Here is a 14,677-nt window from a genome sequence, read left to right on the forward strand (position 1 = left end):
CGCCCGTAACGACGCCCGCCCCGAACGACGCCCGCCCGTAGCGACGCACGTCCCGAACCGCCCGCTCGACCGTACGACCCGCCACCGATCAGGAGACCCTCGATGTCCGGACGCCCACCGGCATTCCCCGCGAGCGTGCTGCGGCGCACCCTGGCCGTGCTCGTCACCGCCCTCGCGCTCGTGGTGCCCGCCGCTCTGCCCGCCGCCGCCGAGAGTTACGTACCGGTCTCCGGCGCGGGCTCCACCTGGAGCCAGAACGCCCTCGACCAGTGGCGGGCCAACGTCAAGCAGTACGGGATGACGGTCAACTACAACGGCACCGGCTCCTCCGACGGACGCAACCAGTTCCGCAACGGCACCGTCGACTTCGCCGTCTCGGAGATCCCGTACGGCATCAACGACTCGGGCGTCGCCGACCCGCCGCCCTCGCGGAAGTTCAGCTACATGCCGATCGTCGCGGGCGGCACGGCCTTCATGTACAACCTGCGGATCGGCAACCGCCGGGTGACCAACCTCCGGCTCTCCGGCGAGAACGTCGCCAAGATCTTCACCGGCTCTCTCACCATGTGGAACGACCCGGCCCTGAAGGCCGACAACCCCGGTCTCGCGGCGAGCCTCCCCGCCCGTCGGATCGTGCCCGTGGTCCGCTCCGACGGCTCGGGCACGACGGCCCAGCTGACCACCTGGCTGAGCAGGAAGCACCCCGCCCTGTGGGACGCGTACTGCGGCCAGGCCGGCCGTCGCACCCCCTGCGGGCCGACCTCCAACTTCCCCGTCGTCGGCGGCAAGGGCTTCGTCGGCCAGTCCGGGTCCAACGGCGTCTCCGGCTACGTCGCCCAGGAGGGCAACCAGGGCACGATCACCTACGTCGAGTACTCGTACGCGGTGTCCACCACCGGCTTCCCGGTGGCCAAGATCCTCAACGCCAAGGGCTACTACACCGAGCCCACCGCCCAGAACGTGGCGGTCTCGCTGACCGAGGCGCGCATCAACCCCGACCTCACCCAGCGCCTCGACGAGGTCTACGACAGCAGGGACCCGCGGACCTACCCGCTCTCCAGCTACAGCTACATGATCGTCCCGACGGCGGTGGAGTCGAACTTCAACCCGCAGAAGGGCAAGTCCCTCGGCGCCTTCGCCTACTACTTCCTGTGCCAGGGACAGCAGTCGGTGGACCGGCTCGGCTACTCGCCGCTGCCCGTCAACCTGGTCCAGGCCGGTCTGACCCAGGTCCGCCGGATCCCCGGCGTGGTCGCCGAGAGCATCGACATCAGGAAGTGCAAGAACCCGACGTTCTCCAGCGACGGCACCAACACCCTCGCCAAGACCGCCCCGATGCCGCCGGCCTGTGACCTCAAGGGCGCAAGCCAGTGCGACACCGGCACCGGCGGCAACAAGACCCCCACCCCCACGGGCAGTTCCTCCGGCGGGACCGGCGGGTCGACCGGTGGTGCGACCGGCGGCACCGGGGGAGCGACCGGCGGGAGCGGCGGCGGCACCGGCGGGTCCGGAGGTACGGGCGGCACCGGCGGGACCGGGGCGACGGGCGGCTCCGGCGGAGCCACCGGCGCGGGCTCCGGCGGTACGGCGACGGGCGGCGCGACCGGCGGCGCCACGGGTGGTGCCGGCGGCACGGCGGGCGCGGGCGGAGCCGGTGCGACCGGCGGCTCCGGCGCGGCCACGGGAGGCGCCCTCGACCCCGACACCGGCCAGCCCGTCGGCGCGGGTGACACGGGCGGCACCGGGGGCGGCGCCGGCGGCGCGGCGGGTGGCGGCGGCGAGCTGTACGGCGTCCCCGTGACCACGGCCGCGAGCGTGGGCGGCGGAGTCCAGACCACCCTCATGGTGATCGGCGCCCTGATGCTGTGCGGCATCACGGTGGGCCCGCCGCTGCTGCACCGTCGCCTCGCCGCCCGCCGCGCGGGGGAGGACCCCCGATGACCGGCACACGTCCACCGCGCGGGGGCCGCCGGACGACCGGCGGCCGCCCCGCGCGCCCCGGCCGGCTGCGGACCTTCCTCGGCACCCTCTGCCTGGTACTGGTCCCCGTCGTCGCGACCGTCGGCACCGGCCTCGACCCGGCCGCCCCGCCCGCGTACGCCGCCACCGGGGACGGGTCGCCCGTCACGGTCTCCGGCACCGGCGAGTTCGCCGACCTCAAGATCACCGTCAGTCAGACCCGCAACCTCGTCAACCAGGTCGTCAAGGTGTCGTGGACCGGCGGCGCGCCCACCGTCTCCGACACCGCCTACGCCGCCGACTACCTGCAGATCATGCAGTGCTGGGGCGACGAGCGCGGACCCGCGACCGACCAGTGCCAGTTCGGCGGCTCCTCCGCGCTCGGCGCGGGCGCCGGCAACCAGGCCGCCGGCGCCTACACCAACGGCCGGCAGCTCAACTACGGCGCCCACCTCAAGGACTCCGAGAACCAGCCGCTGCCCCCGCCGACCCCGAGCGGCATCTCGTACGCGCCGTTCCGCTCGGTCACCGGCGACGACGTCAGCCCCGGCAACTGGAACGAGTTCTTCGACCTCAACAGCACCAACGAGATCCCGTACGCCCGCACCGACGCCCGTGGCGTCGGCGAGGTCTACTTCGAGGCCCAGACCGGTGTCGAGGCCCCCGGCCTCGGCTGCGGCGCCGCGATCGAGGAGCAGGGCACGGTCACCGGCCGCGGCTGCTGGCTGGTCGTCGTGCCCCGCGGCACCTCCGAGGTCGACGGCACCCCGTACACCGCCCAGTCCAGCGGCCAGCTGCAGTCCTCCCCGCTCAGCCCGGCCAACTGGAAGCACCGCGTCACCGTTCCGCTCGGCTTCGAGCCCATCGGCAGCTACTGCCCGATCGGGGCCGAGGAACGCGGCACCCTGGGCAGCGAGATGGCCGCCGAGGCCGTCACCCGCTGGCAGCCCGCCCTCTGCCGGACCGGCGCCCAGGCCATCTACGGCTACGCCCAGGTCCCCGACGAGACCGCCCGCGTCAAGCTGATGTCGGGCACGCCCGGCATGGTCTTCGTCGGCCGTGCCGCCGCCCCGTCACCGGCCGGCCGCAAGCCCGTCTACGCCCCGGTCGCCCTCTCCGGCATCACCATCGGCTACTCCGTCGAGAGCCAGGCGTCCTTCCGGGCCCCCGACGAGGTCAAGCGGCGCAACGGCACCCGGATGACGACCCTGCGGCTCACCCCGCGCCTGGTCGCCAAACTCCTCACGGAGTCGTACCGCGACGGCGTCTCGCGCTTCGCCGACAGCGTCGCGGGGAACCCCGAGAACCTCGGCCGCGACCCGGAGTTCCTCCGCCACAACCCGGAGTACGCCGACCTCGACTTCGGCGGCAAGCTGGGCGACGCCCTCGTCCCGCAGCCCCTCGCCGACACCACCCGGCAGCTGTGGGAGTGGGTCGCGCAGGACCCGGCCGCCGCCGAGTTCCTGAAGGGCACCCCCGACGACGAGGGCACCCACGGCGACCCCGGGAACGCCGGCATGAAGGTCAACCCGCACTACCGGAACGTGACCCTGCCGCTCGACTCCTTCCCCAAGAGCGACCCGTACTGCCAGGCCTTCGAGGAGCGGCCGGACTTCCCGCTCTGCATCCAGGACAAGCACCCGTACGCCACCGACATGCACGCCGCGGCGCGCGCCGCCGGCCGCGGCGACACCCTGGCCCGGACGTCCTGGGACGCGACCGCCACCCCGCCCGCGTACAAGAAGGACCCGCCGCAGCCGGCCGGCCAGCGGGCCGTGCTCGCGGTGACGGACACCGCGACCGCCGAGCGGTACGGCCTGATGCGCGCGGAACTCCTCAACGCGGCGGGGCAGTTCACGGCCCCGGACACCGCGTCCCTGACGGCCGCCGCGAACGCCCGCAAGCCGGGCCGCGAGGGGGTCAGCCTGCCGGACCCGAGCACGAAGGACCCGGCCGCCTACCCGCTCACGGTCCTCACCTACGCCGCGACCGTGCCGGCCGACCTCACCGTCGCCGAGGGCCGTGACTACGGCACCCTCCTGACGTACGCGGCCGGCGCCGGGCAGACCCCGGGCGTCGCCTCGGGCAACCTGCCGCACGGCTACGCGCCGCTCCCGCAGGCCCTCCGCGAGCAGACCCGGAAGGCCGCGCACCAGGTGACGACGGAGGCGGGCAGGACGCCGCAGACGGCGACACCGACGCCCGCGCCGACCACCCCGAAGCCGTCCACCCCGCCCAGCACAGGTGCCACGTCCGGCTCCTCCGGCACCACGTCCGGCGGCGACACGGGCGGATCCACCGGCGGATCCAACGGGTCCGGCGGATCCAGCGGGTCCGGAGGGACGGGCGGGACCGGGTCCACCGGCGGGTCGGCCGGAGCCGCGGGCCCCGGCGGCGCCGCGACGGGCGGCGGTACGGGATCCTCCGCGAGCCCCGGCGCGCCCACCACACCACCCGCGAGCGCGAAGCCCACCCCGGCGCCGCAGACCGTCACGGCCGTCGGCGCACCGACGCCCGCCTGGACGGTCGGCGCCGTGCGGAACGTGCTGCTCGTCTGCCTGATCGTCGGCGCACTCGCGGCCTTCGCCGGTCCGATGCTGCCGAGGTACCTGCCGCGTCTGGTCGCGGCCGCACGCCACCGCGTGGGGAGGTGATGCCCGAGTACGTCTGATTCGTCCGCGCCAACGGAAGTCCTGCACACGCGCACCGGGCACCACCGGAGCGCAGCCTAGCTGAGGAGAACCCCCAGTGAACAAGAAGAAGACCGGCCTCGCGTTCGCCGTGGCGGCGCTCGCGGTCGTCACCATCGGTGGTGGCCTCGCCACCGCCGACCCGGCCGGCCCCCCGCAGTTCCGCCAGCTCTCCGGCGTCGGCTCCGACACCACCCAGGACGTCATGAACGGCCTCGCCGACGTCGTCACGGTAAACGGGCAGAAGGTCATCGGCTCCTACGACGCCACGGGGTCCGCGAACATCACCACCAAGTCCGCGGCGACCAACCCCAACTGCACCATCGCCCGTCCCAACGGCTCGGGCGCCGGCCGCTCCGCGCTGCTGAACTCGCTCCAGGCGGGCAACGGGTGCCTCGACTTCGCCCGGTCCTCCTCGCTGAGCCTGGGCGCCGCCAACCCCGGCCTCACCTACGTGCCGTTCGCGGTCGACGCGGTCAGCTACGCCATCACCCCGGGCTCCGCGATCCCGCGCAAGCTGACGCTGGCCGACCTCAAGGCCATCTACCACTGCGACCCCGCCTACGTGGGCGCCGGGCCGAACTACGACATGACCGTCTACCTGCCGCAGGCCGGTTCCGGCACGCGTTCCTTCTGGCAGTCGCAGATGGGCATCACCGAGGCGGACGTCGTCGCCGGCATCTACCCCTGCATCAAGGACAAGAAGGGCACCGCCCCGGTCCAGGAGCACGACGGCCGCGTCCTCGACGACAAGTCGATCGTGCCGTTCTCGATCGCGCAGTACCAGTCGCAGTCCTCGCAGACCATCGCCGACCTGCGCGGCCGCGCCATCCTCGGCACCGTCGACGGCCTCTCGCCGACGGTCCTGAACAGCGGCTTCGGCGTGAAGCGCGACGTCTACAACGTCATCCCGACCAGCAAGGTCGGCGTCTCGCCGTGGAGCGACGTCTTCGTGGGCCCGAACTCCGGCGTCTGCAAGCAGACCTCCGTGATCAACACCTACGGCTTCGCGACCAACCCGAACTGTGGCGACACCACCAAGCAGACCCCCTGATCAGGAGCTTCTCGTGCTGAAGAACAGATTCTCCCGGGCCCTCGCCCTCGGTGTCGCGGCCGTCACCACCGCCTTCGCGGCGGGCCTCGCCACCGCGGGTTCCGCGTACGCCGCGCCCATCGGCACCCTCGACATCACCCCCGCCACCGGTGCCGACACCAGCGGCGTCTCCTTCACCACCTCGGGCGCCTGCCCGGCGAACGCCACCAACATCCTGGTCAAGGTGGAGGGTTCCGGCTTCCCGGCCGGCGGCCTCAACGTGGTCGGCAACTCGCCGATCACCACCTACCCCCAGGCCGGCAACGGCGGCATGGTCATCCCGCTGACCATGACCATGCGCGACTACGCCTCCCAGGCGGGCTTCACCACCCTCCAGGGGAAGTACGACTTCACCGTCATCTGCCGGACCGCGTTCAACGGCACGAGCCTCGGCGACTTCACCGGCGCCATGTGGTTCACGTCCAACACCACGTACCAGACGAACGACCCGGCCGTGAAGACGGACACCACCACCTCGCTCGCGGTCACCCCGGGCGGACCGGTCCAGGCGGGCACCGCGGTCACCCTGACCGCCACCGTCAGCCCCTCCGGCGCCGCCGGCACCGTGCAGTTCAAGAACGGCTCCGCCGTCCTCGGCACCCCGGTCACCGTCAACGGCGGCACCGCGACGCTGACCACGAGCAACCTGCCGGCCGGCACGCACGCGCTCACCGCCGTGTTCACCCCGTCCAACGCCTCGTACAACGGCTCCACCTCGACGGCCGTCTCCTACGAGGTCAAGCCGGCCGCGGCGACGCAGACCAGCACCGCCCTCGCGGTCTCCCCGGCGGCGAGCACCCCGCAGTACAGCCCCGTCACCCTGACCGGCACGGTCTCCCCGGCCGGCGCGGCGGGCTCGCTGAAGTTCATCGACACCGTCGGTGGCGCCGCCACCCCGCTCGGCACGGTCCCGGTCGGCAACGGCACCGCCGTCCTGACCACCTCCAGCCTGCCGGCCGGCCCGCACTCCTTCACCGCCGTCTTCGTCCCGGCCGACCCGGCCCGGTACACCGGCAGCGACTCCCACGCCATCCCGTACACCGTCGGCGCCTTCACCGGAGTCACGGCCTCGGAGACCATCACCACCACGGTCAACGCCGGCGCGCTCGTCATCAGCGTCGACAACCCGCAGGTCACGCTCCCCTCGCCGGTCCTGAACAACGACGGCGACCTGCTCACCACGGCCGGCGCCCTCAGCCCGGTCACCCTGACCGACACCCGTGCCGGCAACCCCGGCTGGACCGTCAGCGGCCAGGTCGGCGACTTCACCGACGGCGCCACCCACACCATCAACGGCCAGAACCTCGGCTGGTCCCCGAAGGTCGTCGACAAGGCGCCCGCGCAGACCGTCACCGCCGGCTCCACCGTCCCCGCGGCCTCCGGCGCGGCCCCCGCCGACTCGGGCACCGCCGGTCTGCGGTCCGCCCGCACGCTGGCCAACGGCACCGGCCTCGGCACCGCCCACATCGGCGCCGACCTCGCCCTCAACGTCCCGACCTCCACCCAGGCCGGCACGTACACCACCACCCTCACCCTCACCGCCATCTGATCCAGGCGTGAGCTCCGGGGCGGAGCCGCGCCGCGCGCCGCGCACCACCGACCGCGCGCCGGGGTTCCGCCCCGCCCCTGACTTCTGGAGAACCGCCATGACCGTGTCCCGCTCCGTCCGACGGACAGGCTCCGTCGGCCTGTTGATCTGCCTCCTCCTCACGGCCGTGTCCTTCGCGGCCGGCCCGGCCCGCGCCGCCGACGGCGGCACGGACAAGAAGGCCGTCTTCGGCGTCCAGCCCGCCGGACCCGAGAAGCCCGACCAGCGGCCCCACTTCTCGTACGGGGTCACCGGCGGAGCCGCGATCCGCGACCGGATCGCCCTCTGGAACTACGGCTCGGAGCCGCTGACGCTCGCCGTCTACGCGAGCGACGCCGTCAACACCGTCGACGGCGGCTTCGACCTGCTCCCGGCGGCCGAGAAGCCCACCGACACCGGCAGTTGGATCAAGCTCGCGAAGAACAAGGTGACCGTGCCGCCCAAGGGCAACGTCATCGTCCCCTTCACCTTCACCGTGCCCCGCGACGTCACCCCCGGCGACCACACCGGAGGCATCGTCGCCTCGCTCTCCGGCACCGGCAAGGACACCAAGGGCAACCAGGTCCGGCTCGACCAGCGCGTCGGCGCCCGCGTCTACGTCCGGGTGGCGGGCGCGATCAAGCCCGAGCTCACCGTGGAGAACCTCCGCGCCGAATACCACGGCACCCTCAACCCGTTCGCGGCCGGCTCGGCCACCGTCACCTACACCGTGCGCAACACCGGCAACGTGCGCCTCGGCGCCCGCCAGGCCGTCCGCGTCAACGGCGTGTTCGGCTCCTCGGTCATCGCCAAGGGCGTCCGCGACCTCGGCGAACTCCTCCCGGGCAACGCCCTGACCGTCACCGCCGAGGCCGAAGGGGTGACCCCGCTGCTGCGCGCCTCGGCCGTCGTCTCCGTACAGCCGGTCGCCACCCGGGACGGCGTCGACCCCCGACTGCCCTCGCTGACCCGCTCGGTCCCGCTGTGGACGATGCCGTGGACGGCGCTCGCCCTGCTGCTCCTCCTCGTCGCGGTCGTCCTGTGGCGGTGGCGCCGACAGCGCGCGGACCGGCACGGCCGGGGCGGCCGGGGCGCGGCGGACGCCGGGACGGACCCGAGTCCGAAGAACACCCCCGAGAACCCGTACAAGGAGCTCATCGTGCAGTTCACACGCCTCCCCAGGCGGACGGCGGCCGGTGTGGCCCTCGCCGCGGCGACGGCCCTCGCCGGTGTCGGCGTCCTCACCGTGCCCACGGCCACGGCCGCCCCGGTGGGCACCGCCGCCGTGACCCCGGGCCAGGGCACCGACGACAGCAGCATCTCCCTGACCACCTCGGGCGCCTGCCCGGCGCCCGCCACCAACGTCCTCGTGAAGGTCACCGGCAAGGGCTTCCCCGCCGAGGGCAAGAACGTCGTCGGCAACGCGCCGCTCACCACCTACCCGCAGGACCCCGGCGGCACCGGCTTCATCGTGCCGCTGACCATGACCATGCGGGACTACGCCAACGAGGCCGGGTTCACCACCCTCGAAGGCCGGTACGACCTGACGGTCGTCTGCCGCAAGGCGTTCGGCTCCGAGACGTACGGGGACTTCACCGGCTCCCTCTGGTTCACCTCCGACACCGTCTACCAGGACACCGACCCGGGCGGCCCGAACCCCACGGGCACCCCGACCGGTACGGCCACCCCCACCGGCACGGCCACCCCGACCGGGACCGCCACCCCGACGCCCACGGCGACGGACACCCAGAGCCCCACCCCGACCGCCACTCCGACGGACACGGCCTCGCCCTCCGACTCGCCCACGGGCTCCCCCTCGGCGACCGCCACCGCCACCGGTGGTGACAGCGTCGGCATCTCCACGAGCATCCCGCCGAGCGCGTCCGCGTCGAGCACCGATCCCGGCACCTCCGCCGCGGGCGGCGGCTCCGGCTCCGGCGGTTCGACGGGCTCCGGCGGTGCCTCCGGCTCCGGCGGCACGGGCGGCGGCAACGGCGGCGGCGGTCTCGCCGACACCGGCTCCGACCCCCTCCTGCTCGGCCTGCTCAGCGCCGCCCTGCTGGTCGCCGGCGCCCTCGCCGTCCGGTGGGCGCGCCGCCGCGGACTGATCACCTTCGGCCCCCACTGACGTACGGAGCACACGCGATGACAGCCACCCCCACCCCGGTGGACGTGCGTCCCGCCACCCCCGGCCCGGTGGACGTGCGTCCCGCGCCCACCGGGCCGGGGAAGCCGGGCGCCTCCCCGGCCCCGGCCGGGCGCGCGCCCCGCACCAGCCCGCTGTGGGCCTTCGGCGGCACCCTGGCCATCCTCGGCGCGCTGCTCCTCGGCTTCGTCGCCGAGGTCGGCCCGCTCGGCCACCTCCGCCACGAACGGGACCTCCGCGTCGGCTACGCCGACGTCCGCTCGTCGCTGGCCAACGCCACCACGCCGATCGGCGCGACCACCGAACCGGGCATGCCCATCGCCCTGCTGACGATTCCGCAGCTCGGCGTGAAGGAGGTGATCCGGGAGGGCAGCTCCGCGGAGGTGCTGTCCGCCGGCCCCGGGCACCGCCGTGACACGGTGCTGCCCGGACAGGCGGGCCTCAGCATCGTCATGGGCCGCCGGGCGGGATACGGGGGACCGTTCCGGCATCTGGCGACCCTCCAGCCCGGCGAGACCATCAAGGTCACCACCGGTCAGGGCGAGCACAGCTACCGGGTCAGCGGCGTCCGGCGCGCGGGCGATCCGCGGCCGCCGGCCCTCCGGGCAGGGACGGGCCGGCTCACCCTGATGACCGCGACCGGTTCCCCGTACCGGCCCGACGGGGTCCTCCAGGTCGACGCCGACCTGATCACCCCGCCGCAGCCGGGCGCCGTCCCCGCCTTCCGCTTCGGCCGCGTCCCCGCCGACGAACTCCCGCTCGCGGGACAGCCCTCGTCGTGGCTCCCGCTGGTCCTGTGGTCGCAGGCCGTGCTGCTCGCCGCGGCCGGTCTCGTCTGGGCACGGTCGCGGGTGCCCCGCGTCCACGTCTGGCTGGTCGGCTTCCCGGTCCTGGTCGCGCTCGGCCTCACGGTCGGCGACCAGGTGGCGCTCCTCCTTCCCAACCTCCTGTAAGGACAGTCGTGGCTTCCCATCTGGACGCACGTTCCCTCTCCGCCTGGTTCGGCACCCGCAAGGTCCTCAACCGGGTCTCGCTGACCATGCCGGCCGGCCGGGTCACCGCGCTCATCGGGCCCTCCGGCTGCGGCAAGTCGACCTTCCTGCGCATCCTGAACCGGATGCACGAGCTGATCCCGGGCGCCGAGCTCGCCGGCGAGGTGCTCCTGGACGGCGACGACATCTACGCCCGGGGGCGCCGTCTCACCGAGGCCCGACGCAACATCGGCATGGTCTTCCAGAAGCCGAACCCGTTCCCCGCGATGTCGGTGTACGACAACGTCACGGCCGGTCTGAAGCTGACCGGGACCCGGGTGGCGGCGGCCGACCGGGACGACCTCGTGGAGGAGTGCCTGACCCGGGCGGGTCTGTGGAAGGAGGTCCGCGACCGGCTGCGCCAGCCGGGCGGCGCGCTCTCCGGCGGACAGCAGCAGCGTCTGTGCATCGCCCGCTCGCTGGCGGTCCGGCCGCGCATCCTGCTGATGGACGAGCCGTGCTCGGCGCTCGACCCGACGTCGACGCGGCGCATCGAGGAGACCATCCGCGACCTTGCGGACGAGGTGACGATCGTGATCGTCACGCACAACATGCAGCAGGCGGCCCGGGTCTCCGACCAGTGCGCCTTCTTCCTCGCCGAACAGGCGACCCCGGGCGTGATCGTCGAACACGGCCCGACGGACGCCATGTTCTCCAGCCCCCGCGACCGGCGGACCGCGGACTACGTGGAGGGGCGCTTCGGCTGACGTCCGCCTGAGCCGTGACGTCCGCCTGAGCCGCTGACGTCCGCCTGCGCCGCCGACCACCGTCACCGCCGATCCCGGCCACCGAAGCCCGAGGGCCCGTACGCGCCGCATGGACGCGTACGGGCCCTCGGGGCGTTCCGCCGGGGTGGTCAGTACGTGAGGACGGCCGGGTCCGAGACGCTCGCAGTGCCCGTCTCCACGTGGCCCGCGAGGCGGCGGACGTAGTCCGTGCTCGCGGAGGACGTGACGGTGACGTCGTACCAGTGGTGGGCCGCGGAGACGGCGACGCTGTGGGTGACCGTGGCGCCCTTCGCGACGGAGAGCGTCTTCTGGGCGCCGCCGTAGGCGTTGACGAGGGTCACCGTCGCGGTCGTGCCCGCGTTGGTGAACGTCAGGTCCAGCGAGCCCGTGGTGGCGTTGTGGCGCGCCGTGACCTCGGGGACGGCCGTCTTGCCGGGGGAGCGGAAGCGGCGGACGAAGCCGTTGGGGCCGTGGACCGTGAGGTCGGTGACGCCCTTCGAGTACGTCGTGTTCCAGGTGTCCGCGATCGACTTGCCGGCCTCGGTCGTGTAGGTCCAGGGCGCGTCGGTGCGGTTGGCCGAGGTCACGTAGAACTGGGCGCCCGCCGAGGGCCCGCCGCCGAAGCTGAGACGGAACTTGCCCGCCGCGGTGTCGGCGGCGCCGTCCACGAACGGGGCGTACTTCAGCGGGCGGGTGGGCTTGGCGCCGCGCTCCTGGCGGGGCATGGTCCCGGTCGCCGGGGCGGTGGCGAGGAAGTCGGGGTGACGGTTCTTGTCCGGCGGGAAGTAGCCGGACGTCGGCGGCAGCGCGGCCGCCGAGGTGTCCGTCCGCGAGAAGTCGAAGGCGGAGGTCAGGTCGCCGCAGACGGCCCGCCGCCAGGGCGAGATCTGGGGCTCCTGCACCCCGAAGCGCTGCTCCATGAAGCGGATGACCGAGGTGTGGTCGAAGGTCTCGGAGCAGGTGTAGCCGCCCTTGGACCAGGGCGAGACCACGAGCATCGGGACGCGCGGGCCGAGACCGTAGGGGCCGGCCACGTAGCCGGTCTTGCCCGCGAAGTGGTCGAGCCCGGTCGCGACGGTGGAGAGACCCTGCGCGGCGGAGCCCGGGACGTACGGCGGGACGACGTGGTCGAAGAAGCCGTCGTTCTCGTCGTACGTGATGAACAGGGCCGTGCGGGCCCACACGTCCGGGTTCGAGGTCAGTGCGTCGAGGACCTGCGAGATGTACCAGGCGCCGTAGTTCGCCGGCCAGTTGGAGTGCTCGGAGAAGGCCTCCGGGGCGGCTATCCAGGAGATCTCGGGCAGCCGGCCGCCCTGCACGTCGGCGCGAAGCCGGTCGAAGAAGCCCTCGCCGGCCTTGGCGTTCGTGCCCGTACGGGCCTTCTCGAACAGCGGGTCGCCGGGCTGGGCGTTGCGGTACGTGTTGAAGTACAGGAGCGAGTTGTCGCCGTAGTTGCCGCGGTAGGCGTCGTTGATCCAGCCCCAGGAACCGGCCGCGTTCAGCCCGTCGCCGGTGTCCTGGTAGATCTTCCAGGACACCCCGGCCGCCTCCAGGCGCTCCGGGTAGGTCTTCCAGCCGTAGCCCGCCTCGGCGTTGTTGAGGACCGGGCCGCCGCCGGTGCCGTCGTTGCCGGTGTGGCCGGTCCACAGGTAGTAGCGGTTCGGGTCGGTCGAGCCGATGAACGAACAGTGGTACGCGTCGCAGATGGTGAAGGCGTCGGCGAGCGCGTAGTGGAACGGGATGTCCTCGCGGGTGAGGTACGCCATCGTGGCCTTGGTCTTGGCCGGTACCCAGTTGTCGTACTTGCCCTTGTTGAAGGCGCTGTGGCCGCCCGCCCAGTCGTGGTTGAGGCCCTGGAGGAACTCCATGCCGAGCTTCGCGCTCTCCGGACGGAAGGGCAGCGTGACCTTGCTGCCGTCCGACTGGTTCCAGACCGACTTTCCGCTGGGCAGGGTGACCGGGCGGGGGTCGCCGAAGCCGCGTACGCCCTTCATCGACCCGAAATAGTGGTCGAAGGAACGGTTCTCCTGCATCAGGACGACGATGTGCTCGATGTCCTGGATCGTGCCGGTGGAGCCTTGCGCCGGAATGGCGGCGGCGCGCGCGATGCTCTCCGAGAGCATGGTCAGCGCGGCGGTGCCGCCGGCGAGTTGAAGGAACCGGCGACGGTCGAGGTCGGCCATGGGGGAGTTCTCCTCCGGGTCGAGACGGGCACGGGTGGGGGTGCGCGTGCGGTGGCCGGGTGGACCGGCCGATGGGCGCCCCAAGGAGAGCGCCCGCGAACCACCGGCCGGGGGCCGTTCCATGACTGCCCGTCGTACGGCAGACGAATCCCCCGTGCCCGAACGGAAGAGCTCACAAGCGAACGCCCCCGGTGGTCGATGACCAACGGGGGCGTACGTGAACCGACAGAAAACTACTCGACGACGAGGTCGACCTTGATGTTGCCGCGGGTCGCCTTGGAGTACGGGCAGAACGCGTGGGTCTTCTCCAGGAGGGACTTGCCCGCCTCGCCCTGGAGGTGGTCCGGGAACTCGGCGCGCATCACGACCGCGAGGCCGAAGCCGCCGTCCGCGGCGTCCTTGCCTATGGAGACCTCGGCGGTGATCGAGGCGTCGGAGATGTCGATCTTCTCCTGGCGGGCGACCAGGTTCATGGCGCTGGCGAAGCAGGCCGCGTACCCGGCGGCGAAGAGCTGCTCGGGGTTGGTGCCCTGACCGTTGCCGCCGAGGGCCTGGGGGTGGGCGAGGGGAAGGTCGATGTGGCCGTCGGAGCTGACGGCGCGGCCCTCGCGGCCGTTGGCGGTGGCGACAGCGGTGTAGATCGCGTCCATGGTGTCCGTTCCTGTCCTCGGGGTGTGCTGCGGTGGCTCTCTATTAATAGCGCACGATTCAGTTGTGCACAACTCAATCGCGTGTGAGGTGTCCTCGCGTATCCTGGAGCCATGGAGACGCTCGACACCGTCCCGGACGAGGACTTCCTCCGGCTCGACCACCAGATCTGCTTCTCGCTGCACGCGGCGACCCGCGCGTTCAACGGCGTCTACCGCGAGGCGCTCAAGGAGCTGGGGCTCACCTACCCCCAGTACCTCGCCATGCTGGTGCTCTGGGAGCACGGCGAGCTGCCCGTGAAGGGGATCGGGGAGCGCCTTCGGCTCGACTCCGGAACCCTGTCCCCGCTGCTCAAGCGCCTGGAGACGGCCGGATACGTCGAGCGGCGCCGCAGCCCCGAGGACGAGCGGTCCGTCACCGTGCGGCCCACCGCCGAGGGGACCGCGCTGAAGGAGAAGGCCCGCGACGTGCCGCGCCGGATCGCCACCGCGACGGGCCTCGACCTCGCCGACATCCGCGACCTGCGGGAACGCCTCGATGCCCTGGCCGTCCGGCTCGACAGCGTCGACCCGGACGACCTGAACGTCTGCCGCTAGGGCCTGTCCGGCGGATCGGGGTCGGACAGGCCCTGG

The 14,677-nt window shown here is 72.8% G+C and carries 10 protein-coding genes; 8 read left to right on the forward strand and 2 right to left on the reverse strand.

All coding sequences use genetic code 11. From position 1 onward, the window contains the following. Positions 1 to 102: 102 nt before the first annotated feature. The 7 genes from E0F75_RS40165 to E0F75_RS31110 all read left to right on the forward strand — a co-directional run bounded on the left by E0F75_RS40165 (position 103) and on the right by E0F75_RS31110 (position 11,193). The gene (locus tag E0F75_RS40165) at positions 103 to 1,941 is read left to right on the forward strand and encodes a phosphate ABC transporter substrate-binding protein PstS (protein WP_267499778.1); all 1,839 of its coding nucleotides are present in this window, start codon (positions 103 to 105) and stop codon (positions 1,939 to 1,941) included. Further along, positions 1,938 to 4,613, forward strand: coding sequence for a hypothetical protein (locus E0F75_RS31085; protein WP_229314284.1), 2,676 nt, complete (start codon positions 1,938 to 1,940; stop codon positions 4,611 to 4,613). Before E0F75_RS40165 ends, E0F75_RS31085 begins: the two co-directional genes overlap by 4 nt. Positions 4,614 to 4,707: 94 nt before the next feature. Then, positions 4,708 to 5,703 (forward strand): substrate-binding domain-containing protein, encoded by a 996-nt coding sequence (locus tag E0F75_RS31090; protein WP_229314285.1) that lies wholly within the window; start codon positions 4,708 to 4,710, stop codon positions 5,701 to 5,703. Positions 5,704 to 5,716: 13 nt separating this feature from the next. After that, positions 5,717 to 7,291 carry an Ig-like domain repeat protein gene (locus E0F75_RS31095; protein ID WP_229314286.1) on the forward strand — a complete coding sequence of 525 codons (1,575 nt, stop codon included), beginning with the start codon at positions 5,717 to 5,719 and terminating at the stop codon, positions 7,289 to 7,291. A gap of 97 nt (positions 7,292 to 7,388) precedes the next feature. After that, positions 7,389 to 9,437, forward strand: a complete 2,049-nt coding sequence (locus E0F75_RS31100; RefSeq protein ID WP_229314287.1) for a WxL protein peptidoglycan domain-containing protein — start codon at positions 7,389 to 7,391, stop codon at positions 9,435 to 9,437. Positions 9,438 to 9,454: 17 nt separating this feature from the next. Beyond that, the gene (locus E0F75_RS31105; RefSeq protein WP_229314288.1) at positions 9,455 to 10,408 is read left to right on the forward strand and encodes a class E sortase; all 954 of its coding nucleotides are present in this window, start codon (positions 9,455 to 9,457) and stop codon (positions 10,406 to 10,408) included. 8 nt (positions 10,409 to 10,416) lie between these two features. Next, a complete protein-coding gene (locus tag E0F75_RS31110) occupies positions 10,417 to 11,193 on the forward strand; it encodes a phosphate ABC transporter ATP-binding protein (RefSeq protein WP_229314289.1) in 777 nt (258 codons plus the stop codon). A 149-nt stretch (positions 11,194 to 11,342) separates the two neighbouring features. Here the strand turns inward: E0F75_RS31110 and E0F75_RS31115 are convergent, their stop codons facing one another. Together E0F75_RS31115 and E0F75_RS31120 are read right to left on the reverse strand one after the other, a co-directional pair. Then, a complete protein-coding gene (locus E0F75_RS31115) occupies positions 11,343 to 13,397 on the reverse strand; it encodes a phosphocholine-specific phospholipase C (RefSeq protein WP_229314290.1) in 2,055 nt (684 codons plus the stop codon). 233 nt (positions 13,398 to 13,630) lie between these two features. After that, positions 13,631 to 14,047 carry an organic hydroperoxide resistance protein gene (locus E0F75_RS31120; RefSeq protein ID WP_229314291.1) on the reverse strand — a complete coding sequence of 139 codons (417 nt, stop codon included), beginning with the start codon at positions 14,045 to 14,047 and terminating at the stop codon, positions 13,631 to 13,633. A gap of 111 nt (positions 14,048 to 14,158) precedes the next feature. Between E0F75_RS31120 and E0F75_RS31125 the strand changes: the two genes are divergently transcribed. Further along, positions 14,159 to 14,641: a MarR family winged helix-turn-helix transcriptional regulator gene (locus E0F75_RS31125; protein WP_229314292.1), complete on the forward strand. Its 483-nt coding sequence runs from the start codon at positions 14,159 to 14,161 to the stop codon at positions 14,639 to 14,641. Positions 14,642 to 14,677: the final 36 nt, after the last annotated feature.

Source organism: Streptomyces sp. CB02980 (genome assembly GCF_014451325.2).
Classification (GTDB): domain Bacteria; phylum Actinomycetota; class Actinomycetes; order Streptomycetales; family Streptomycetaceae; genus Streptomyces.